This window comes from Pedobacter vanadiisoli (assembly GCF_042684385.1).
Lineage (GTDB): Bacteria > Bacteroidota > Bacteroidia > Sphingobacteriales > Sphingobacteriaceae > Pedobacter > Pedobacter vanadiisoli.
Genome location: NZ_JBHULL010000009.1, coordinates 125,502 through 148,488 on the forward strand (window position 1 = coordinate 125,502; position 22,987 = coordinate 148,488).

The following is a 22,987-nucleotide window of genomic DNA, read 5'->3' on the forward strand; positions in this document are numbered from 1 at the left end:
CTTTCTCTAAAGGATTAAAGAGGAACAAATACTATGAATTATTTTTTCAGCAGCTTTAAAAGTACACCGTTTGTCCAACCAAAGCCATCCTGAAGGGGATATTCTCCACCGCCCCCTTTGCTGTTCGGCTGTACCACATTGTATTTCTCAATCAGTTTCCCGGTTTCCTTAAATACAGAAATATTCAGGTTTATCCATCGGCTGGTAACCGTATCGGCCAATTTATCGTAACCATAATTACGCAACCCGGTAATGCTGATATATTGGAGCGGTGCCCATGCATTTGGCGCATCCCATTGCTCTTTTGTGGTGGTTAAGGTGGTAATTAAGCCGCCTGTTTTAAGAAAATTCCTTTCCAGTTTTTCTTTAACGGCTTTAGCCTGTTCCGGCGTTGCCAGGTTGAAATACAATGGAAATGTTGCTGCGAGTGTGAGCTGACTGGAAAGTGACTGGTTTTTCCAATTATAATCGGTAAAAAAGCCCTGTTTTTTGTTCCAAAAATATTTATGGATAGCTTTTTTACGCAAATTAGCTTTTTTGGTAAATAAAGCAGCTTTTGTTTGGTTGCCTGCTTCGCTGTTTGCTTTAGCAATGGTAATTTCAAGATTATATAGTAAAGTATTTAAATCAACCGGAAGCAGATCCGTAGTAATAATCTGGTTGTAATTTTTACCATCGGCAAACCACCTGCTGCTAAAATCCCACCCCGATTCTGCTGCAGAGCGTACGTTTCTGAGAAATGTAGCCGGAGCCTGTTTGGTTAATTTAGCGGCTTCAAAATCCTCCCTGTACGATTCTTCGCGGGGCCGATCGCTGGCATCGTAGTAACGGTTTAAAATAGTGCCATCAGTAAGTTTTACCACATGGTTTATCGCTTTGCCATTTTTTAACTGCTCTGCCCCTTTCATCCAGAAATGATATTCTTTTTCCAGGACATCCTTATAATCTGTAAGTGTTACATCCTTGTTATGCCGGGTAAGCAACTGAACCATTGCCGCAAAAAATGGCGGTTGAGAACGTGTTAAATAATAAGTACGGTTTCCATTGGGGATAAAACCATATTTATTGATGAGATAAGCGAAATTATCAACCATATCTTTTATGGTTTTTATTCTGCCGGCCTTTTGCAATCCAAGCATTGTAAAATAAGAATCCCAATAATAAATTTCCCTGAACCGGCCGCCCGGAACAATATAGGGCTTTGGTAATGGCAGCAACGATGTTTGGTAGGTGGAAGCCGTGTCAGGGGTTCTTTTTAAAACCGTCCACAAGGTATCCAGGTGTTTTTCGATGCCCGCACTGATATCAGATTGATAAGTTGCTTGATGGCTTTCCGGAATATTAAAATATTCATTTACAAAAGCTTTTAAGTCGAAATTTCGGGTATTTTTGAAAGTATTATAAGCCTTCATGATATCTGAAGGACGCTTTTTTGGAATGGCATCTGCAAAAGATTTACTGTCAGGATAAATTCTTGCCATTTGAACTTTCTCAAATAAATCAGGATAGATTTGCCCCGGACTTAATTCGTTCTGCGCAAATAACCGGCTGGAAATAAATAACAGGCAAGTAAGCAGTGTTATTTTAATACCTGGCAAGCTTGGTCTCATCATATTGCTGTTTTATTAAATATAATTAATTATCCTCTTTCTACCTCAATAAAGCAAAAAGAAATGCAACTGCTTTATTTGGCAAACAAAGATTCACTTATCTTCGTTTTGATTTATTAAATAAACTTCCGATGGGAAAAACCAGAAATCAAAATAATGTAATCATAACCGGAGCTACCGGAATGGTTGGCGAAGGCGTATTGATGCAATGCCTGAACAGTGCTGAAATTAACAGTGTTTTAGTTGTTAACCGTAAACCTTGCGGTTATACCCATCCAAAGCTAAGGGAAATTATCCATCCTGATTTTTTCGATTTTACAGCAATAGAAAATCAGCTAACGGGCTATAATGCCTGCTTTTTTTGTTTAGGTATTACTTCGGTGGGTGTTGATCAGGAGACTTATTATAAAATGACCTATACACTCACCATGCACGTTGCGCAGACATTGAGCAAGCTCAATAGCGATATGACTTTTTGCTATGTTTCTGGTGGGGGAACAAATGAGCATGGCCGTTTAAAATGGGCACAGGTAAAAGGCAAAACGGAAAGCGATTTAACAAAATTGCCTTTCGAACAGGTTTTTAATTTCCGTCCGGGTTTTATCAAGCCGCTGCCAGGCCAAAAATATGCACATAAATTCTATAAATACATCAACTGGTTATTTCCTATTGGTAGGGCGGTTTACCCAGGTGGTTTCTGTACCATGGCTGAGCTGGGCCGTGCAATGATCAATACCTTAAGCCATAATGGTGAAAGACGGGTCCTGGAAGGGAAAGATATTATCGCTTTAGCTAAAGAATAAGCTCAGGTACCGCTTAGGTACCCGAGCTCATCTTCAGCTGATTTAAGGATTTAGTTTAGGTTAATTGATTATTTTGGGTTTAATATAAAACAGCGGTTGCGTCTTTATCTTTTTGCGATAAAACGGTCGCACCCGAGCCGCATTGGCCACCGTTCATGAGCGACTGAGAATCTGTTCCGGTAACACCAGGAACATTTGTTGCAGTTGACTCGCCTTGGGCTGCCCAGTTGGTATGCCTGAATGAGATGCAGTGACCAAATTCATGACAAATGGTTCTGGCACGTTGAGCAAATGAATTACCTGCAATATAACTTTTGTTGATTTTGATTAAAGCCCCTGCGCTTCCGCCTGATGGGAATTGCCCCTGACCACAAACACCAGATCCTAAATTTTCATCTTTGATCAAAATGTCGTAAGGAGCTGCAGTTACAATATTAAAGCGCAGGGTAGAACCAGATACACCATTCCATTGCGCAATGGCACTATTGATCTCACTGCTCATAGATGTCATAGAAGGATCTACAAAAACCCTGATGTTTAATTTATTGGTGCTGTTTACAATGCTTCCGGTATAGTATTGCTCAGTTTTTGGTCCCGCGGTACTAGCCGGGATATTCATGTCTTTGGGAAATATAATATCTTCTTCAACGATATACTCATTTCCGTTATCTACAATACTTGATTCAGGGAACCCAAGATTTTTAATGTGCTGTAAAACCTTATCGGCATTTTTTACAGTTTCTTGTGGTTCTGGGCTTAATGTTTCTTGGTTTTTTTTACACGCTGCAATTGCTACTGCAACCATCGCTACAACAGCGATTTTTTTTAGGTTTTTTTTCATTTGGATAAGAGGTTAGTTAATCCTTAAGAGCTGATGAAACAAATGTAACAGAAGGTGTTACATAAATTTTTAGCCAACTAAGATTTTTACACGAAAACTTAATTAGTATGCCGTGTAGCTGTTTAAATCTATGTTTGTATTTAAAAATTTACATGAACAGTCTTTTTTTTACATGTTTCTTTCAGCTAAACGCGGGAAGCAATATATTTTTTAACAGGATAAATGCATTCTAAACTATTACAGAGTCAATTCTAAACCGAATAAAAAATATTTTTTATCTGAATTTTACACTGCCATAGGGTTGTCAGTGGCTTGTGTTTTCTTTGTTTAACTAAAAACAAAAAGCTATGATACAGGAACAATTATTTGCAGAAACAATGGAAGAAACCTCCCTTGTGTATTTAATGAAGAATTATGCAAACTACAATTTCTGGGCAAATTTAACCCTGGTAAATTGGTTAAAAACACATCCTGAGCCATTATTGGAGCAAGAAGTGTTATCAAGTTTTAAAAGTGTAAAACTAACCCTTGCGCATATCTTACAGGCACAGGAGTATTGGTATTCTATTCTAACTAAAACAGAATTTGAATTTAGGGAATACGGAAGTTTAAATGATATTTTTGATTCCCTGTTAAAACAGTCAGAAAACCTTGCTGCTTATATTACAGCAATCGGCGAAGATAGATTTAATGAAAAAACAGAAATTCAAAGTCCCTGGTTTACTTCTGATTTTGAAAATTTCGAATATGTGCTGCATGTTTTTAACCATAGTACTTATCACCGTGGTCAAATCATTACCATTTGTCATAATCTAGGAATAACAGGCGCTCCTATGACAGATTATAACTTTTATAATGTAACGGCTAAATAAAATATGATTAATGATAATGGCTTGTCAGAAATTCTGTTTCAATCTTGTTCTTCTGACAAGCCCTTTTGATACATTCAGCTGCATTAATTATTTTTTATTATCGTATTTTCTTTGGTTGTCCTTATTGGAAGTTTGATCTGACCTTTGGCCGCCACCATTAGTGATTCCCTGGATTTTTTTATCGGTTTTAATATCGTGGTTAGCCCTGTCAGCTATTGAACTACCTTGAAATGTTGGATTGTTTTTGGGTGTGCCTGTATTTTTCATAACTCAAAAATTTGGTAAATAAATAGCAGAGCGCTATAATAACAACCAATGTGGGATTGGATATGTTTTGATTTTTTGAAATTCTAATATTTCTCATGGCGTAATCCGTCATTCCCAACTTGATTGGGAATCGTAATGCAATAAGCTTTAAGATTCCCCCTTCGAGGGAAGGAGGCTCGACTAAAGAAGCCTAGTACAACAAAAATATAGTAGGCTGTTTATGAAGGTCTATATTTTCTTTGCGCCAGTTATAAACACTTTGGGTTTTAATAAATTCATCTGGAGCAGTAAGGTTACTTGCCACACAAACCTGTGTATTGGGTTTGCAGCTTTTTAAGACCTCTTCAAAGAGCTGGTTATTGCGAAACGGTGTTTCGATAAAAATCTGTGTTTGTTTATAACGGCTGGCCGATATATCGAGATCTTTGATCCTCTTGGTACGTTGTTCCTTATCAATGGGTAAATATCCCCAAAATGCGAAACTCTGCCCGTTAAAACCAGATGCCATCAAAGCCAATAAAATTGAGCTTGGCCCTACCAGCGGAACTACTTTAATACCGCGTTTATGCGCTTCAGCCACAATGTCTGCCCCCGGATCGGCAATGCCAGGGCAACCCGCCTCACTCATTAAGCCCACATCTTTTCCTGCCACCAGCTCTGTAAAAAACTGACCTAGATCCTTCCGGTTATGTTTACCATAATCGTGCACAATTAAATCTTTCTGAGGGGTTTTTAAACCGGCCTCTTTTAAAAAACGGCGGGCTGTTTTACTGTTTTCTACAATGTAAGTATCAATCTGGTTAATGGTATCAACCAGGTAAGGGGTAAAAGTTTTATGTGCTACCTCTTCGGCCAGCGGTACAGGAATAAGATATAAAGTGCCTTTTTGCATGTTACAAAAATACGTACAATAAATAGAATTTAAGTTCGAAAGCTTGTAGAACTGGCAATATAATCTATTTTGTAAGCAAATGTGTAGCAAATTTTATTTCTAACTGACTTATTTTCTGCACAATTAAAAACATACTTAAAGCGTTAGATATTAGTTAAGTATGCCCTAAAGGGCAATATTTGCAGGAAAAACCAGAAACTATGCATGCATATTAAACCTTATGCATTTTTGGTTCTCTAATTGATACATGGTTGATAGGTTATTAAAATAAACATACAAATGAAAACACTGAAATTTACGGCACTTGTGCTGGGGCTTTTTGGGCTCCTTGCCGGAACCACAACCCTTGTCAGGGCACAAGACTACCAAAACGACTACCGGAACGATGGTTATAGTACCGGTAACATCTCTTTGCAGACTTTTTACGATGAACTTTCACCCTACGGTACCTGGATACAGGACCCGCAATATGGTTATGTTTGGCGTCCGGATGTAGATCAAAGTGATTTCCGCCCGTATTACACAAACGGACGTTGGGTGATGACCGAATATGGTAATACCTGGGTTTCCAATTACGATTGGGGCTGGGCACCTTTCCACTATGGCCGTTGGGTAATTAACAGCTACAGGCAATGGATTTGGCTACCTGATACCAACTGGGGACCGGCATGGGTTGATTGGAGAAGTGGCGATGGTTATTACGGATGGGCGCCAATGGCACCAAGCATCAGTATTAATTTAAGTTTTGGCCGCCGTTATATTGTACCAGAATTTTGCTGGAACTTTATTCCACAACGCAGTATTTATGTTAGTGTTTTCCCAAGATATGATTACGGGCGCAATAATGTATATATCCGTAACACCACCATCATTAATAATACTTATGTATATAACAGAAGAACTTATTATGGTGGCCCAAGGATTGAAGATATCAGGCGTGCAACCAACAGGGATGTAACAGTTTACCGTTATGCGCAAAGTTCAAGACCTGGGGCAAGCAGGGTTAGTGATAGGGAGGTTTCTATTTACAGGCCAAGGCCAGAGCGTAATGTAGATAACCGCAATGCTGCACCAAGGAGATTTGAACAGGGCAGCGCCGGTTTCAGCAGAAATGGAAGGAATGAAGGTTATGCCAACCGCGATCAAAACGCCGGTAATCCGGGCAATAATGATAACCGTTTCGGATCAAGAGATGGCCGTAATTCTACACAACCAGATAGAAATAACAGCGCTATAGGCAGAGATAATAATCAGCCATATAACAGAGATGCAAACGGACGTTTTAGTCGTGGAGGTGCTAATGGTATCGATAATGGAAACAGGCAGGATAATGCCAACCGTGGCCAGGATCAACAACGTTTAGAGCAGATGAGGCAGCAGCGTAACCAAGATCGCATGAGCGTAGATCAACAACGCGGGCAACGTGATATGCAACCACAACAACGTGGCCAGGATGATCAGCAACGTGCTCAAATGGACCAATTAAGGGCACAACGTAACGATCAGATGCAACAGCAACGTGCACAACGCGATGCACAAATGCAACAACAGCGTAATGATCAAATGCAGCAACAGCGTGCACAACAAGCTCAGCAACAACAACAAGAAAGGGCTCAACGCGATGCACAAATGCAACAGCAACGTAACGAGCAAATGCAGCAACAACGTGCACAAATGGAGCAACAAAGAGCACAGCGTAATGAACAGATGCAACAGCAACGTGCCCAACAACAACAAGAAAGGGCCCAACGTGATGCACAAATGCAGCAACAACGTAACGAGCAAATGCAACAGCGACAAGAACAAAGAAGAATGGAAGCCCCGCAACAACGTGGTGGCGGTGGTGAAAGAGGTGGTTCTGAAGGAGGAAGACCATCTAGAGGTGGTAGAGGATAAATAGAAAAAGTCCCGGTGCAAACCGGGACTTTTTATTGTTAAGGCTTATTCTTGATCCGGCTGGATTTTAAGAAAATAGCCGTGTTATTCATTAATATTTATTTTACTTTAAAGACCTGAAATTCTGCTAAATGTGTATAATCCTGAGGCCCTTCGGTCATTTCTAACTTCAGGAACCTAACTTTAGTAGGGGCATCGAGCTCATAGTTCTGTAAAGCTTTTAAATTGGGGTCCATGGCTTTGGCTGTTAAAAGATCAGTCCAAACGCTGCCATCAATACTTCCTTTCAGGTTAAATTTGGTAAACCCTGTATTGTTGTTATTGCGGGGAGCCATAGATATGCTGGTTACATTGGTGAGCGTAAGCATATCTACCTGGATCCAATGTGGGTATGGTAAAACGGTGGGTGAATATTGCGAATGCCAGAAGGTTGCCAGGTCGCCGTCAATTACACTTGCAAGTGATCCATCTCCGGCCTGAGTGCTTGATGCGCTGAGGGCCCAGCCAGTTCTGTCTGCAAGAATCTCGGGTGCCTTGTACTTCACGGTCGTAATAAACATTGTTTTTAACGAAGGATTGATCTTATATCCGGAAGCATCAACAATACTGATCGGCAACATATAAACTTTGTTGGGATCAAGGTTTTTGGAATTGTACTTTAAGGAAGCCAGGTTAGAAGTAATTGCCCCGCTTGATATGGTTACATCCAATGCGCTAATGGTATAGGCGCTTTCTGGGAGTTTAGAATAGGGGGTAAGGTTTTGACTGGTACGCACAACATTTACACTATCAAAGGCTTTATCATCTATCTTAAATCTCACCGTAATATTGTTTAGCGGCAAACCCACGGCAGCGAAAGATGCACCAAAATCGTAGGATACAACAGTATCCTTTGCCGGATAAACGATTATTTTTTGTGCATTGGCTTTTCTGGAAACATATACCACTGCATTTTCTTTACTGTCTGATTTTTCAAGGTATGCTTCTTCTTTCTTACATGCACCCATAACTGTAAGCACAGCTATGATACAGGATAATATTTTATATCGTTTCATATAACATCATTTTAAGTTAGTATCCCGGAAGCTGAACAATTTGTTTGTTCCTGTCCATTTCATTCTGGCGATAAGGGAGGAAATAAAATTTACGCTGCCACAGTACCCTGGAGGTTGCAACTACCCGCTTGTAAAAAGCAGGGTCAGACAAAGAAGTACCGGCATCGATGTTCATGCCATAAAAATCGCCACCCTGTTTAGAACCGGTTTCATCCGGGATTTTCCACCGGCGTACATCCCAAAACCTAATGCTCGATTCGTAACAGAGCTCGATTCGCCTTTCCAGGCGAATTTGTTTCCGCATTTCCGTCTGACCAAGGTCTGCCGGGATTGCAGGGATACCTCCGCGTGTACGTACATCATTCAGGTATTTTAACACATCGGCATGGCCTGGCTGCGATTCGTTTAAAGCTTCGGCATAACTTAAGTACAGTTCGGCCATCCTGATCAGCATAGCCGGACGTGCAGGGTTGCTTCAGGTGCTTAAATTGGTATTGGGATGAATGTTTTTTCTGGCTGTATACCCGGTTTTCGGATAATCCCGTGCATTTGCCTTTTTACCCGATGCCGCTGTAGAATAATAAGTAACATAGGTTTGCCCTGCAGCAGGAACCACCGGTATTACGGCGCCGCTAAAGGTTACATCGACATAAAAACGGGGCTCTCTTCCAACATACATATTATTTGTTCCTGCAGAATAATAAGGTGTTGCAGTGTTGGTGAATGTTGTTTCGTTATAGGAAGGTGTTTCTTTAATACCACGCCCATTTTCCATTCTGAAATCATCAACAAGCTCCTGTAATACACCAATACCATTCCAGCCATTGCCGGACAGGGAATTTTTTGGTGCACAATGCTGAGACCAGCCAGAATGCACATTGTTTGCCCTTCTTAGCCAAATACCTTCTTCTTTCCAGCCATCCCAAAACATATCCCTGGTCGAATTAAATCCCTGAAGAAATAAGTTGGCATTCTGTTTTATAAAAAGTTTATGGCCCTGGGCCACATTCAGATCAATGGCTCTTTTCATTGCCTCGGCTGCAGCTGTCCAACGGCTGGGATCGTAGGTTTGGTTAAATAATTGCTTTCCGTCAAAGTTCTTCCAGTCTGCAAATTCTGAATTCCCGTTAAACAGCGGGCTGGCATGTGCCAGTAAAATCTGGGCTTCAATTGCTGCTGCAATGGGTAATGTAATCCGGCCTACCTGATAATCATCAACAGTGTTGGAACCCGTAAGGTGTAAGCTCGTCAGGCTGGCTTCAGATGCACGCATTTCATTAAGCACAAATTTTACGCATTCATCCCACGAACTTCTTGGGATTTGAAAATTATCATTTGGCAAGCCCGAAACCAGGGGTGCAATAGCTGCCGGACCTACTTCTTTCATCAGCAACCAATGGTAATATGCCCTTAAAAAACGTGCTTCTCCTTTGTATTCTTTTACAATGGATTCGCCGTTCTGTTGGTCTAAAAGCTCCTTACACTCATCAACCCGCTCCAGGAAAATGTTAATGTTCCGTACCAATTGGTAATAGGTTTCGAAACGTGTAGGCGAATTATCGCTGGTAACCGCTCCTGAATTGATGGTTAAGGCATTGCCTGTTCCCCAGTTGGCATACTCCAGCTCATCACTGATACCTGCATACTGATAGCCATAAGGTTGGTCCCATATATCCTGTATACCTGCATACAGGCTAAAGAACCAGCGTTCGGTATTGGCCCGGTTCGAAAATACTTTATCTATGGTATTGATATTATCCGGTACGGTATCAAAATATCCTTTTTTACAGCTTATGGGTAGAAAAAGGAATGGTATTAATAGCGCCAGAATTAATTTTTTTGCGAATTTGTTTTTCATAATCAGTTAAAATTAGCACGTAAACCTAAATTGAAAGTTGAAATGTTTGGATAGGATGCCCCGCGGCCATCGCCCAGTTCAGGATCCCAAAATTTCCATTTTGAAAAAGTTACCAGATTGGTGCCATTGGCATAAATTCTCAGCTTTTTAACCGCAACTTTGCTCAATGCCTTTATACCAAAAGTATAACCTACTTCTGCGCTTTTCAAGCGGATGTAATCTGCACGTTTAACCCACCAGGTACTGGAATCGTAGTTTGTGGTAACATCCTGGTTGGTAGATAGGCGTGGATAAAATGCATTTGGATTAGGGTTTTCTACCGTCCAACGATCTGTTATTTTGGTATACATGTTTCCGAAAGTAGCGCCCTGAGAGAAAGGCGTTGTTCCCGTGCCCCCGTTATAGCTGAAATCGACCTGACCTGCACCCTGAAAGAAAAGCACAAAATCAAAGCCTTTATAGCCTGCGCCAACATTTAAACCATATAAAATTCTTGGGGTACTGCCATAACCAATGGCCTGCTGGTCAAATGTAGAAATGATGCCATCTCCATTCAGGTCTTTATAACGGATATCGCCCGGACGTACATCGCCTGCTTGTGTAGGTGCATTGTCGATTTCATTCTGGTCTTTGAATAAGCCCATGGCTACGTAACCAAAACGCTGACCGATAGCGTGTCCGGTACGATTAAGCCATGGGTATTGCCAAGGTGGTAAACCATCAAAAATGTTCTTGTTCTCATTCATGTTGAAGGTTCCCCTGAAAGTTACAAATCCATTTCTGAAGCTCTTGTTGTAGTTTAAAGTCAGATCGATACCACGGTTTGCTGTTTTTCCCACATTTACATAAGGGATATTCGTATTCGTGAATCCGGAAATGTATGGAATAGTGTAGTTTTGAAGCAGGATGCCGTTTCTTTTCTCTTTAAACAACTCCACAATCAGCTGAAGATCATCTTTTAAGAAATTAATTTCAATACCAAGGTTGTGCCTGAAACCAGTTTCCCACTGCACATCACTGCCTATTCTGTTTTCCTGGTAGCCGGTATAACCCCTGTCTGCTCCCGGAATACCGAAAGTATATGAAAATGCATCACCTAAAGTTGATAAAAATAAGAAACGGGAATTGGTATTACTGTTACCCGTTAAGCCATAGGTATAGCGGAATTTCAGGTAAGATACAATGTCTTTAACAGGTTCAAAAAATTTCTCTTTAGAAGCAACCCAGCCTGCACCAACTGAAGGGAAGAAACCAAAACGTTTGCTCGGAACAAAATTTTCAGATCCTGAATAACCAAAGTTGGTTTCGATAAAATACTTGTCTTTATAGCCGTAATTTGCCCTCCCAACCAGCGAACGCTGCCTGAAAGGTATAGAGCTGATCAAGTCTGTAGCATTTCCATTTACGTAGTCGGATTGATTGAAAAGCAACAAGCCTGAAACATCATGATTACCGTATTTTCTCGAATAGTTAAGGGAAGTTTCGGTATAAAATCTTCTGTTACTGTTACGGTCGGCAGAAAAGCCCAATACGTCTGAACCGGTTTCGGCAATTCTGGTAATAAGCTTGCCGTTAGCATCGCGACCTGTGGCCAGGTAAGACTGCAAGGTTCTTGACCGGGTTAAGCTGCTTCCGTTAACCGCATCAAAAGCAAACATGGTTGAAAAGGATAACCCTTTGGTTAGGAAGTCAAGTTCCTGAATTACCTTGATATTGCTTCTAACAGTATTTGAATAGGTGTTTGAATAACCGTTGGCAACCAGGTAGTAGTAGGGGTTAAATGGAACGCCCGGATATTTGGGCCACTGGCCGTTCGAATAAATTGGAGGTACTACGTGAGGCGCCTGCTGCGTAGCATAATCAAAAATCGCATTTACACCAGCTGATGGCGCATTATAATTGGTAATAAATCCGTTAATTCCCAGCTCCAGATTGGTACTTTTGGTGACCCTAACACTTACATTACTGTTAAAATTAAACCTTTCGAGCTTTAGGGTCGAATTAAAGGATTGCGCCTCAGCCTGTTTAAACATTCCTTTTTCGGTGTAATAACCGGCCGATACATAATATTTGGCTGCATCTACACCACCACTTACATTCAGGTTGGCTCTGCTGGCACTGGAAAAATCGTTAAACAGATAATCGTACCAGTTTACATTAGGGTATAAATCGGGATCTTCTCCACTGGCATGCTTCGCTATTATAGCGGGATCATATTGAGGTGTTCTTCCCCTGGTTGATAAGCCCTCATTATATAAAGTCATAAAGGTAGGCGCATCTATAAAGTTTGGAAGCTCTGTAAATTTTGAGCGCGAACTGTTTAGCTCCACATTGATGGTCGGTTTTCCTATTTTTCCCTTTTTAGTATTAATGAGGATTACGCCATTGGCACCCCTTGTACCGTATACCGCGGTAGCTGTTGCATCTTTTAATATAGTGAAACTCTCCACATCCTCAGGGTCAATGTTGTTGATTGGCCTGTCTGGAACACCATCTACCACGAGTAACGGCGATTGAGGGCTACTGGCAAAAGTTGCGATACCACGGATAAAAATATCGGCTCCATCTGCCCCCGGTGCCCCACCACGTTGCGTAGATATTACACCTGCCAAACGTCCGGCTAATGCAGAGGTTAAATCCCTTACCGGGAGTTTCAGCTCTTCGGGTTTAATAGTAGCCTGGGCGCCTACCACACTTACCTTTTTCTGTCGCCCAAAACCAATAACGGCAATTTCGTTCAAACTTCCAGATTCAGGCTCCATGATAACATCAATATCCACCCTGTTCCGCACGGCAACTTCAACACGTTTATATCCAACATAGATAAATTCAAGCGAGTCTGTAGCTTCAACATCTATGGCATATTTCCCGTTTAAATCTGTTAAAACACCATTTTTGGTGTGCGGTACCCTTACAGTAACACTTGAAATGGGCAAGCCTAATTCATCCTTCACCGTTCCGCTAACTTTATACTTTGCCTGTTCAATAACAGGTTTGGGTACAGCAGTCCTTTGATCGGGTACCGGTTGTTCTTTTTTCGTGATCACAATTGTCCGCTCGTCAATCGTAAATGCCACTGGTTGGTTCATCAGGCAAACCTTCATAACCTGTTCTAGTGGGGTATTGTTAAAATCAGCATCGATGGTGCGGCTCGTTTTTAATACTTTCGGAAGGTAGAAAACATCGTAACCCGTTTGTTTTTCAATCTCTTCAAATATTCTGACAATACTCACGTTTTGTTGTTTAAATGTTAGTCTTTGTGCATAGCTGACTGCACTGACCTGCATGATCGTTACAATGAGTAATAACGTCGTTAACTTCATAATTCGCAGGATTTTAGGTATAAAGGAATAGCCCCCTAATATTCTTAGGTAAAATTTATACATTTGGTTTATCTTGTTTTAGGTTAAAAAAATAGTTGCTAACTAGTTTTACTCGGACAAGTCATTCGCTGGAAGTGTTGGTCGCACTTCCAGTTTTTATTTTAATCTTGCCTGAAAGAATTTTGCTGTTAATCGTACTCTGATTTCTTCATGTTTGTTTTTGATTAGTTTAGTTGATATAATAATTAATTGGTTTTGTTATTCTACGATGATTTCGCGCCCTTTTACCGTAAACTTGAAGGCTTTGGCCAATTCCATTTTTTTCAATACCTGATTAATGTTTGCGTATTTGGAAATGCGGCCACCAAGTAGTTCATTTTTTAATTCCGGGCGCTTATAAGTAACCTGCACATTATACCATCTGGCCACTTCAAGCATGCCGGCCTCCAGTGTTTTATCAGTGAAACGGAAAACGCCATTTTTCCAGGCTATAGCATATTCAGTGTTTACTTTATCAACTGAAATGTCATCCCCATTCACTATTGCCTGTTCTCCTGGGGCAATAATTTTTTGATTCGTCTTATTTTTAATTTTAACACTTCCTTCAAGTAAGGTGGTTTTCGCCGTTGATTCGTCGTGGTAAGCGTTTACGTTAAAATGCGTACCCAATACCTCCACTTCCTGTGTTCCTGTTTTAACTATAAAAGGATGGTTTTTATCTTTTTCGACTTCAAAATACGCCTCTCCAACCAGGTTAACTGAGCGTTTACCTGAATGAATCAAAGCCGTACTGTACGAAATACTGGATGCAGCGTTTAACCAAACCAGAGACCCATCAGGCAAACGGACCTGATAGGTTTCTCCATTGTTGGTAGAGAGTGTATTGATTTGATCCGGAAGTGTTGTTCCTTTTATTTCGTAAATCAACAGGCCATTTTTAGTTTTGGTAATACTTACACCAGCCTCGTTTGCGAGTTCGCCATTTACTGCATCAGATAATTTAATTGTTTTACCATTGGCCAGTTTAAGTGTTGCGCCAGTTGAGCCGGGTATAATGTGTGCATTTGTATCGGAAAAGCTGGTAAAACCGGTATTTTGCTTCAAATAAAACAGGCTGGCACCGAATATAATGATTGCTAATGCAGCAGCAATTCCTATCCAGCGTTTCGGCCATCGGCGAGGTTGCGGTAAGGCATAAATATTTTCACTTTGTATTCTGGAGAGGATTTCTTCGCCATCGCCAACCAGGAAAACGGCCGGACTAAATTCATTTTCATCAAAGGCCTCCCAATAGCTCTTCAGCAATCGTTTAACCTGTTCTTTATTGCAGGGATCGGCCATCAGCGATAGAAATTCTTCCTTTTCTTCAGTAGAATTTAAACGCTGCAATTGCCGATCGAATAAAAAATTCAATCTTTGGTTTTCAGTCATATTTGGTTAGGATTCCTGACGGATCACTACTAAAGACGCAGACAAATAAAAAACGGGATATAAAAAAAATAAAATCAGGAAAAAAAATTAATTCATACTCAGGATAACAGAAATGGTTATTGCGGTATGTAATTTTAGAAATTTAGCGATCGACTTGGTTGCCCATTGCTGGTATTTTTTAACAGATTCGATAGATATTCCCATTTCTCCTGCAATTTGCCTGCTTTTTAGTCCCTGCTGGCGAAGTTGTAATACCCTTTGCTGAGAAGGAGGTAATTCTGCAATAGCCTTGAGCAGAATATTCTGATATTCCTGGTCTACATTAAAAATTTCTTCACTTTCGTTAAGGTTTAATACCTCTTCTGCGTATAGCTGGCTATGTTTTTTATCTTTAACCATCCGGCGGATGGCACTGATGGTATAGTTACGTGTTAAAATAAAGAGATAAGCGGTAAACTTGTCCAGTTTAGGTAATATTGCCCTGTTTTCCCATACTTTCAAAAATACATCCTGTACCATCTCTTCACAGATATCTACTGATTCAAGCATGGTGTAAATATATTTGATTAACGGACCATGGTATGCACGAAACAATTCGGCAAAGGCAATCCCGTCGCCATTTGCTATTTCCAGTAGCAACTCTTTTTCATTCGGAAGAGGTTTAATCGCCATTTTTTAGTTTCGGTGTAAGATAAAACTAAGTATTTTTTAATTAAGTGTAAAGAATAAATTTAGGTTTAATATGGTAATAATCAACCATAAAATAATGCTTCCTTTTTTTAATTTTTATTAAATATGGTAGGTTACGCTGCATTACTGCCCGGCTACTGCATGCAGAGTACTCAAATCAGTCCCGCTAAAAGTGGTTTCGGCATTTGGATACAGGTTTTCAGGATCGAGCAGAAAAGTGCTGATCCCCAGTTCCAATCCGGATTTGATTTCCGATCCGGCATCGTCGCCAATAATGAGAATTTCCTCTTTGTTAAGGTGATGGCGATCAATGAGCATCTGAAAGCTTTCCTTTTTATTGGTAATGGAAACGTCTACAACATGTACTTCCTCAAAATCATCGGCAATACCCAGCATCTTTACTTTTGATTGCTGCTGTTTTGGAAAACCCGCCGTTACAATAAACTTTCTGCCTGTCAGGCTTTTGATGTAGTGGTAATCATTGCTTGGTTTTAAGGGCTTGGTTACCTCCCTATTCTCGAGGTACGAAATCACTTCAGGCATTACTTCTTCCTTAAAGCCATACTTTTTAGCCACTTTTAGAAAAGGCACCCTCAGCATTTCCTGTTTGGCAAGTTGAAAATTTTCTTTGCTGATGCCCAAATCCAGTTTTTCCAGGAAACGGTATAATTCGCCCATCAACTGTTCTTCGTTTGCCTTGGTAAAATAAATGGTATTGTCCAGGTCTATGAAAAATATGCGCTTCATTGTGGATTGGTTTTTGTGAGGTGAAAAAAATAAAAACACCTGTTGGTTAAATATGTTTAATAAGTAAATTACTAAGAATATGAAAAAAGAGACAAAAATTATAGTTGGCGTTTTAGCCGGAGCAGCATTAGGAGCAACCATTGCCTTGGCATTATCATCAGATTCTACCAGCGACCTAAAAAGTAAGGTGTCAGATTTTTTTGCTGATCTTTTAGATGCTTCAAAAGATAAATTAGCAGGCTTGGCGGATAAAGCCACAAGTGTTGCCGGCAAGGTTAAAGATAAAGTAGCAGAAATAAATGCTTAAAGAATTGGAAGTGCCGGAAATATCCGGCACTTTTATTCTATATATTTCTAACCACCATCTTGATGAACATTGCTTTTCATGGTGCCGCCCGTACAGTTACGGGGAGTAAGCACCTTATTACATTAAAAAATGGTATCCAGATACTATTGGATTGTGGCTTATTCCAGGGAATGGGTCATGTTACTGATAAATTAAATGATTATTTTGGTTTCGATGCCAAAAAGGTGACCTACATGATCTTATCGCATGCGCATATAGATCATTGCGGGTTATTGCCCAAATTGGTTGCAGAAGGTTTTGAAGGCAAAATTTTCTGTACATCAGCAACAATGGACCTTGCCCGCATACTGATGATGGACTCTGCAAAGATCCAGATGCAGGATGCCGAATATGCCAACCGCCACCTGCGCCACGGCGAAGAAATGGAGGAAGCACTTTATACTGAAGAAGATGTTACCAAAACGGTGAGCCAGATGAAGATAGTAGATTATGAAGAAGATTTTGAAATAGAACCTGGTATACGTTTAAAATTTACAGATGCAGGCCATATTTTAGGAAGTGCTGCCGTACACCTTACGATTACTGAAGATGGAAAACCGACCAGGATTACTTTTTCGGGCGACGTGGGCCGTTATGGTGATCTGCTTTTAAAAAGCCCACAGCAGTTTGATCAGGCCGATTACATTTTAATGGAATCTACCTATGGCGATTCGCTGCATAAAGACCTCGATCCGATTGAAAATATGCTGTTGGAGATCATTTCCAATACCTGTAAAATAAAAAAGGGTAAAGTAATTATTCCGGCGTTTGCCGTAGGCCGTACTCAGGAATTGCTTTATGCTTTAAACGGATTGGAACTGAAAGGTAAATTACCCGATGTTCCTTATTATGTAGATAGCCCGTTATCATCAAAAGCTACAGAAATTCTTAAGAACCATCCTGAAGTGTATAATAATGGGGTTAAAGAAACCTTAAAAATAGATCATGATGTGTTCGGTTTTAAAGGACTGCGTTTTATTGAAAGTGTAGAAGAATCGAAAGCTTTAAATGAAGATCCTAGGCCTTGTGTAATTATTTCGGCATCAGGCATGGCAGAGGCAGGCCGTGTAAAGCACCATATCCGGAATAATATCGGTAATCCCAAAAATACCATTTTAATGGTGGGGTATTGCGAGCCAAATTCGCTTGGCGGCAGGTTAATCGCCGGACAAAAAGTAGTAGAGATTTTTCGTGAAGAATATGAAGTGAAAGCTGAAGTACAATCAATTAAATCGATGAGTGCGCATGGCGATTATGAAGATTTACTGCATTTCTTATCCTGCCAGGATCCCGCAAAAGTAAAACAGCTGTTTTTGGTACATGGCGAATACGAAGTACAGCAGCATTTCGCCACCAGGTTAAAAAATAATGGGTTTAAACATGTAGCCATACCCGAATACCACCAGGTGTTTGAGTTGGTATAAAATTAATTTGTTGGTCTGGATTTGTAATCCAGACCTCATTTCACAATTTTAAATCTGGTTCAATAAAGATTACAAGAACTTAATTCTTAAAACGGATTTGTAAATCCCGACTAACTTATAACTCATTTGTTGTAATGAGGGTTTTTTATGGCTCATTTTCTTTAAGCTTTAGTCTTTCAGCTTTCCTCCCTATCTTTGCCACATGGATGTTTTTGGTAAAGCGTTAACAGATATATACAGGACAGGCGAGGCTGATACCCTTTGGTTACATAATTCTTACGGAGAAGCTGAAGAAATGCCTTTGGAGTTTTTCTTCCGTGATGATGAAGATATGCCGGTGTTGGAACTTCAGGCTTTGCACATGTGCAGCGGTAAGGTATTGGATATCGGTGCTGGTGTGGGCAGTCACGCTTTGCTTTTGCAGGCTTTTAATATCGATGTTACAGCCATTGATATTTCGGAAGCTGCGGTAAACATTATGAAAGATCGTGGCGTAAAAAAGGCATTTGTACAGGATGTTTTTACCTACCGGGAGAAATTTGATACTGTTATTATGCTCATGAACGGTATAGGCCTTACCGGAACATTGCCAGGTTTTAGGGATTTTCTGATCAAATTAAAAGACCTGATCAACCCGGATGGACAGGTAATTTTCGATTCTTCTGACATTGCCTATTTATATGAGGATATGCCAAAACCTGAAAACCAATATTACGGGGAAGTATCTTACCAGTATGAATATAAAGGCGAAAAAGGCAACTGGTTCAACTGGATTTACATAGATGAAGAAACCATTAAACATACTGCAAAGGAAACGGGATGGGATGCCGAACTGATTTTCGATGATGGAGAAGATCAGTATTTAGTCAAATTGACTTTAGCGCAATAATCTTAAAGTCATAAAGCTTTTTGGGCTAATATTTTAGATAAGCAGGCTCATACATTTGTGATATACGAATTATGAGCAATACAAAAATAAAGTTAAGTGTCTTAGATCAATCGCCGGTTCGCAAGGGTGTTACTGCCCGTCGTGCCATTGAAGAAACTACTATTCTTGCACAAGAAACCGAGCGGTTAGGTTACCACCGTTTTTGGGTTTCAGAACATCACAATACTACGAGTTTAGCGGGCTCAACGCCCGAGATCTTAATTGCGCATTTGGCCAATCATACCAAAACATTGAGAATAGGTTCCGGCGGTATCATGCTGCCCAACCATAGCGCGTTAAAAGTGGCAGAAAGTTTTCGTTTATTGGAGGTAATGCATCCTAATCGCATCGATTTGGGTATGGGCAGGGCACCCGGTACCGACCGTATTACGGCTTCGATGCTTAATCCATCAAATAATTGGAGTGAGCAGGATTTTGTAGAACAGCTGCGCGAATTGCAGCATTACCTTCATGACACCTCTGATGGCGGTATCCAGGCAAAAATAAAGGCAATACCAATTGCTGAAACGGTTCCACAGCAATGGTTATTGAGCAGCAGCGGACAAAGTGCTTTATTTTCGGCCCACTTCGGAATGGGGTTTTCTTTTGCGCATTTTATCAATCCACATGGAGGGCCACAGGCAGTTCAATACTACCGGGAACATTTTAAGCCCTCGGTTGACTTAGCAAAGCCAGTTGAAAATGTGGCACTTTTTGTTTTCTGCTCAGACAATGAAGAAAAGGTAAAGCAGCAGGAGGCGTTAATGAGCTACCGTTTTCTCCAGCTTGAAAAGGGAGGAAGATTAACCTCGGTGGGTTGGAATGATATTAAAGATATCAGTTATAATGCTGCAGAACAGGAACGAATAAATGCCAATAAACCGCGGATGATTTACGGCACACCAGTAGTAATAAAAGAGCGGCTTTCCCAACTGGCTGCTGATTATGATGTGGATGAATTAATGGCGGTTACCATTACCGAACATTTTGAAGACCGGATAAAATCGTATCAGTTGTTATCAGATTTATTCCTGTAAAATAAATCGCAATTCCGGGGTTTCTTGAAACACAAACCCCGGAGTTAATATTCAGGACTGACAGACACTTTAAAAATTAAAAAATGTTTGTCGGCCGCCAACTTTTTGACCAAAATTCTGGATATTATAAGTAAGGGTAAGCATGCCATACCTACCCAGGTTATTAGTCTGCGTATCGATAACGCTATTGCCTGTAATCTGGATGTTTCTGCGCACATTGCTCTGTAAAATATCGTTAACCGAAAATTTCAACTGTGCCCTGTCGTTTTTCATGAACAGGTAAGTAAAGGCGGCATTCCAGAATTTAATATTATTGTTATAACCTGCAATTTTTTGGTCGTTGATGGTTAAGGAATAGCTGGTTTCGAAAACCAGTTTTTTAGGATAACGGATAATCAGTTCTGATGTACTCTGGTGGGTGTTGTAACTGATATTGGTGTAAAAACTGTCGTTATACTTACTGCGGTTGAGGTTTACGGAATACGACTGATTAATCTCAACCTTATCGTTCAGGTTTAGTCTCACACTCCCATTTGGCCCAACGTAAAATACATTTGCATCACTTTGGATGTTGTTTACAATAACAGGCGTATGATCAAAATTGGCCCAGAAACCCAGTCCAACCTTTAAGCTTGTTTTATCTTTCCTGAAATCTTTTGAAATGTTAGCTCCACCCTGAAAGTTAAAGATGCCGCTCATATTGATTGGATTAACCGTTTGCACGCCATTATTGATGGTGATGCTGTTCACGATGCCATTTTTGGTAAAATTACCATAACCATAAAGATTATAATTGATTAAGCTTTTCGGATCGTACTTATACATGTTCATACTTAAGTTCTGCGTTCTTGCCGGAAGCAGGTTTGGATTTCCGTTCCTGATATAAAATGCGTTGGTATTGTCGGCCACAGGTTGAAGATAATTTACATTAGGCTCCGTAAACCTTGCAGAATAATTGAATGAGAAAATTTTGTACTTGAACTGGAACGTTGGCCAGATAAAGTTATACCGTTGGTTGATATTGGCTGCATTTGTAAAACGGTTATTGAGCGAGATGTAATTGTGCACCAAACCAGGTTGAAGATAGAGATCTTTCGTTATTTTATACCTCACACTCATATTGGTATTGGTTTTAAACCCTGCCTGCTTAACGGTTTGCGACAAATTCGGAATTACAATATCGTATAACTGGTTAGCCGGATTGCGGTAAAAAGTGCTTAACGCATTTTCATTGTTGATGATATTGCCACTTACATCTGCTTTAAAATTCAATTTTTTACTGATGGGTTCGGTATAATTGGCATAAATATAAGCCTTGAAATTATCGATGGTATTGTTCCTTAACTGGTCAATTTCTACGGTAGAAGGAGTAAGGTAAAAAACGCTGCTGCTTCTGTTATAATTAACAATAGGATTTGGGGTTGCAGAAATATCAGTACCCAGGTTAAATGATCTTCCTGCTTTCTTAAAATCCTTACTAAAATCAGCTATTAACTGATATTTATTTGTAGAACTGTTCCTATCGTTTAAATTTTCGAGTGTATTAATCAATTGGTTATTTGCATTGGTATTGCCTGAAGAAACTTTACTTACTGAATTGTTGGAGTTGAGCACAATTGCCGGTTCAATGGTCAGTTGCGTTAAGGAATCGATCTGCCAGTCTAATTTTCCGCCAATATTGTGTTTTAGAATAAGGGAACTGGTATTTTCATTGGCATTGGTAATCAGCCTGTCGGTACCTAGTGTCTGGTTGGTATTGCTGAGTTTCTCCAGAAGATTATCCGATCGGCCAAAAAAATACTGTGTATTAAATTTAATGCCTTTTTTGTTAATGGTATTAAAATTAAAACCACCGCCCGATGAAGCCTGAACACCGTTATAGCTTCCTCCAAAACTAATACCGTTAAACTCGAAATAACCTCCCGATGTCATCATCATCGAGTTTATCCCACTTCGGTTAAAACCACCAATACGTTGTACGTCATTAGGGTTAAAGCCTGGCTGGTTGATATTATTACCATAAGCCAATACACTTACCTGTGTGGTATCCCTAAAAAAGTTCATCAATCCACCGGCCTGATAAAGGCCTCGCTGTCCGCCACCTGCATATAGCTTTCCAAAAGCACCTTTTTTAATGGCTTTTTTCAGTTTTAAATTAATAACCTGTGGAATTTCTGCTGCGGTTAGGTCCGGATCGCGTCTTTTGGCTTGTTTATCATCAACTACCTGCACTTTATCAATAATATTGGCTGGCAGGTTTTTAGTAGCAATCTGTTGGTCGCCACCAAAAAATTCTTTTCCGTCAACCAGGATTTTACTCACGGATTTTCCATTAACCTGTATAGAACCATCAGGTGCTATAGCAACGCCGGGTAATTTTTTTAAAAGATCTTCTACCACCGCTGATGGCAGGGTTTTAAATGATTCTGCATTAAACTCGATGGTATCTTTGCGTACGATAACGGGTGGCCGTTCTGCTGAAATTACAACTTCATTTAAATCGTTCGCTTTGGTCGAAAGGTAAAGAGTACCAAGGTTTACGGCAGGATTTGCGGCAGTTAACTCAACTTCTTTTCTGAAAGTTCCATATTGCCATGCGGTTACCACTAAGCGGTATTTTATACCCGTGGCAAGGCCATTGATTTTAAAAAGACCTTTATCGTCTGAAAGTTTATAAGTGGTTAATACACTGTCGCCAACTTTATAAACCGAAACAGTAGAATAATTTAAGGTAACTTTATGATTGGCACTATCGGCTAATATTCCGGTAATGCTTCCGTTTTTTTGTGCAAACAGGTTAAAAATAATTAAGCTAAAAGCAAGCGAGAGTAAGAGTTTTTTCATGTATGGTTTTAAATAAGGAACCTGAAAGTATTAGCTATTTTTTTACGAAATCAATAAATGTGACGAACCTGATTAAAAATGTGATGGATAAGGTTGTTAAAGAGGCTGACACCAAATTTTTTA

17 protein-coding genes and 1 pseudogene are annotated in these 22,987 nt (G+C 40.1%); 7 read left to right on the plus strand and 11 right to left on the minus strand.

Annotated elements, in window-relative coordinates:
• Nucleotides 1-38 precede the first annotated feature (38 nt).
• Nucleotides 39-1,613, minus strand: coding sequence for an alpha,alpha-trehalase TreF (gene treF, locus ACFSR6_RS11755; RefSeq protein ID WP_379078982.1), 1,575 nt, complete (start codon nt 1,611-1,613; stop codon nt 39-41).
• A gap of 128 nt (nt 1,614-1,741) precedes the next feature.
• Between treF and ACFSR6_RS11760 the strand changes: the two genes are divergently transcribed.
• A complete protein-coding gene (locus ACFSR6_RS11760; protein WP_379078985.1) occupies nt 1,742-2,413 on the plus strand; it encodes a Rossmann-fold NAD(P)-binding domain-containing protein in 672 nt (223 codons plus the stop codon).
• A gap of 79 nt (nt 2,414-2,492) precedes the next feature.
• On the opposite strand, the gene ACFSR6_RS11765 is transcribed toward ACFSR6_RS11760, so the two are convergent.
• Complete coding sequence (locus tag ACFSR6_RS11765) at nt 2,493-3,254, minus strand: M57 family metalloprotease (protein ID WP_379078988.1); 762 nt, start codon at nt 3,252-3,254, stop codon at nt 2,493-2,495.
• Nucleotides 3,255-3,601: 347 nt separating this feature from the next.
• Here ACFSR6_RS11765 and ACFSR6_RS11770 point away from each other — a divergent pair, with 347 nt between their 5' ends.
• Nucleotides 3,602-4,126 carry a DinB family protein gene (locus ACFSR6_RS11770; protein ID WP_379078989.1) on the plus strand — a complete coding sequence of 175 codons (525 nt, stop codon included), beginning with the start codon at nt 3,602-3,604 and terminating at the stop codon, nt 4,124-4,126.
• Nucleotides 4,127-4,213: 87 nt separating this feature from the next.
• On the opposite strand, the gene ACFSR6_RS11775 is transcribed toward ACFSR6_RS11770, so the two are convergent.
• Nucleotides 4,214-4,393 (minus strand): hypothetical protein, encoded by a 180-nt coding sequence (locus ACFSR6_RS11775; protein ID WP_379078992.1) that lies wholly within the window; start codon nt 4,391-4,393, stop codon nt 4,214-4,216.
• A 190-nt stretch (nt 4,394-4,583) separates the two neighbouring features.
• Nucleotides 4,584-5,285, minus strand: a complete 702-nt coding sequence (locus ACFSR6_RS11780) for an SAM-dependent methyltransferase (protein WP_379078994.1) — start codon at nt 5,283-5,285, stop codon at nt 4,584-4,586.
• A gap of 279 nt (nt 5,286-5,564) precedes the next feature.
• On the opposite strand from ACFSR6_RS11780, the gene ACFSR6_RS11785 reads away from it, so the two are divergent.
• Entirely contained in the window at nt 5,565-7,181 is a 1,617-nt protein-coding gene (locus ACFSR6_RS11785; RefSeq protein ID WP_379078997.1) for a DUF6600 domain-containing protein, read from the plus strand.
• A 98-nt stretch (nt 7,182-7,279) separates the two neighbouring features.
• On the opposite strand, the gene ACFSR6_RS11790 is transcribed toward ACFSR6_RS11785, so the two are convergent.
• The 6 genes and pseudogenes from ACFSR6_RS11790 to ACFSR6_RS11815 all read right to left on the minus strand — a co-directional run bounded on the left by ACFSR6_RS11790 (nt 7,280) and on the right by ACFSR6_RS11815 (nt 16,285).
• Nucleotides 7,280-8,236, minus strand: a complete 957-nt coding sequence (locus tag ACFSR6_RS11790; protein WP_379079000.1) for a discoidin domain-containing protein — start codon at nt 8,234-8,236, stop codon at nt 7,280-7,282.
• Nucleotides 8,237-8,252: 16 nt separating this feature from the next.
• Nucleotides 8,253-10,094, minus strand: a pseudogene (locus ACFSR6_RS11795) (RagB/SusD family nutrient uptake outer membrane protein).
• Nucleotides 10,095-10,096: 2 nt separating this feature from the next.
• On the minus strand, nt 10,097-13,417 hold the full coding sequence (locus ACFSR6_RS11800) for a TonB-dependent receptor (protein ID WP_379079002.1): 3,321 nt from the start codon (nt 13,415-13,417) through the stop codon (nt 10,097-10,099).
• Nucleotides 13,418-13,675: 258 nt separating this feature from the next.
• On the minus strand, nt 13,676-14,848 hold the full coding sequence (locus tag ACFSR6_RS11805) for a FecR family protein (RefSeq protein ID WP_379079005.1): 1,173 nt from the start codon (nt 14,846-14,848) through the stop codon (nt 13,676-13,678).
• Between the two features lie 87 nt (nt 14,849-14,935).
• On the minus strand, nt 14,936-15,520 hold the full coding sequence (locus ACFSR6_RS11810; protein ID WP_379079008.1) for an RNA polymerase sigma factor: 585 nt from the start codon (nt 15,518-15,520) through the stop codon (nt 14,936-14,938).
• A 141-nt stretch (nt 15,521-15,661) separates the two neighbouring features.
• A complete protein-coding gene (locus ACFSR6_RS11815; protein ID WP_379079010.1) occupies nt 15,662-16,285 on the minus strand; it encodes an HAD family hydrolase in 624 nt (207 codons plus the stop codon).
• Nucleotides 16,286-16,364: 79 nt separating this feature from the next.
• Between ACFSR6_RS11815 and ACFSR6_RS11820 the strand changes: the two genes are divergently transcribed.
• From ACFSR6_RS11820 to ACFSR6_RS11835, 4 genes are all read left to right on the plus strand, one after another.
• On the plus strand, nt 16,365-16,592 hold the full coding sequence (locus tag ACFSR6_RS11820; RefSeq protein ID WP_379079012.1) for a YtxH domain-containing protein: 228 nt from the start codon (nt 16,365-16,367) through the stop codon (nt 16,590-16,592).
• Between the two features lie 62 nt (nt 16,593-16,654).
• Entirely contained in the window at nt 16,655-18,055 is a 1,401-nt protein-coding gene (locus ACFSR6_RS11825) for an MBL fold metallo-hydrolase RNA specificity domain-containing protein (protein WP_379079015.1), read from the plus strand.
• Nucleotides 18,056-18,257: 202 nt separating this feature from the next.
• Nucleotides 18,258-18,944, plus strand: coding sequence for a class I SAM-dependent methyltransferase (locus tag ACFSR6_RS11830; RefSeq protein ID WP_379079017.1), 687 nt, complete (start codon nt 18,258-18,260; stop codon nt 18,942-18,944).
• A 71-nt stretch (nt 18,945-19,015) separates the two neighbouring features.
• Entirely contained in the window at nt 19,016-20,020 is a 1,005-nt protein-coding gene (locus ACFSR6_RS11835; RefSeq protein WP_379079020.1) for an LLM class flavin-dependent oxidoreductase, read from the plus strand.
• A 69-nt stretch (nt 20,021-20,089) separates the two neighbouring features.
• On the opposite strand, the gene ACFSR6_RS11840 is transcribed toward ACFSR6_RS11835, so the two are convergent.
• Complete coding sequence (locus ACFSR6_RS11840) at nt 20,090-22,864, minus strand: outer membrane beta-barrel protein (protein ID WP_379079023.1); 2,775 nt, start codon at nt 22,862-22,864, stop codon at nt 20,090-20,092.
• Nucleotides 22,865-22,987: the final 123 nt, after the last annotated feature.

Coding starts and splice junctions, on each gene's coding strand:
- ACFSR6_RS11780 (WP_379078994.1), bottom strand. CDS start 5,285: ATGCAAAAAGGCACTTTATATCTTATTCCTGTACCGCTGGCCGAAGAG.
- ACFSR6_RS11790 (WP_379079000.1), bottom strand. CDS start 8,236: ATGAAACGATATAAAATATTATCCTGTATCATAGCTGTGCTTACAGTT.
- ACFSR6_RS11775 (WP_379078992.1), bottom strand. CDS start 4,393: ATGAAAAATACAGGCACACCCAAAAACAATCCAACATTTCAAGGTAGT.
- ACFSR6_RS11760 (WP_379078985.1), top strand. CDS start 1,742: ATGGGAAAAACCAGAAATCAAAATAATGTAATCATAACCGGAGCTACC.
- ACFSR6_RS11810 (WP_379079008.1), bottom strand. CDS start 15,520: ATGGCGATTAAACCTCTTCCGAATGAAAAAGAGTTGCTACTGGAAATA.
- ACFSR6_RS11835 (WP_379079020.1), top strand. CDS start 19,016: ATGAGCAATACAAAAATAAAGTTAAGTGTCTTAGATCAATCGCCGGTT.
- ACFSR6_RS11765 (WP_379078988.1), bottom strand. CDS start 3,254: ATGAAAAAAAACCTAAAAAAAATCGCTGTTGTAGCGATGGTTGCAGTA.
- ACFSR6_RS11825 (WP_379079015.1), top strand. CDS start 16,655: ATGAACATTGCTTTTCATGGTGCCGCCCGTACAGTTACGGGGAGTAAG.
- ACFSR6_RS11770 (WP_379078989.1), top strand. CDS start 3,602: ATGATACAGGAACAATTATTTGCAGAAACAATGGAAGAAACCTCCCTT.
- ACFSR6_RS11815 (WP_379079010.1), bottom strand. CDS start 16,285: ATGAAGCGCATATTTTTCATAGACCTGGACAATACCATTTATTTTACC.
- ACFSR6_RS11805 (WP_379079005.1), bottom strand. CDS start 14,848: ATGACTGAAAACCAAAGATTGAATTTTTTATTCGATCGGCAATTGCAG.
- ACFSR6_RS11830 (WP_379079017.1), top strand. CDS start 18,258: ATGGATGTTTTTGGTAAAGCGTTAACAGATATATACAGGACAGGCGAG.
- treF (WP_379078982.1), bottom strand. CDS start 1,613: ATGATGAGACCAAGCTTGCCAGGTATTAAAATAACACTGCTTACTTGC.
- ACFSR6_RS11785 (WP_379078997.1), top strand. CDS start 5,565: ATGAAAACACTGAAATTTACGGCACTTGTGCTGGGGCTTTTTGGGCTC.
- ACFSR6_RS11820 (WP_379079012.1), top strand. CDS start 16,365: ATGAAAAAAGAGACAAAAATTATAGTTGGCGTTTTAGCCGGAGCAGCA.
- ACFSR6_RS11840 (WP_379079023.1), bottom strand. CDS start 22,864: ATGAAAAAACTCTTACTCTCGCTTGCTTTTAGCTTAATTATTTTTAAC.
- ACFSR6_RS11800 (WP_379079002.1), bottom strand. CDS start 13,417: ATGAAGTTAACGACGTTATTACTCATTGTAACGATCATGCAGGTCAGT.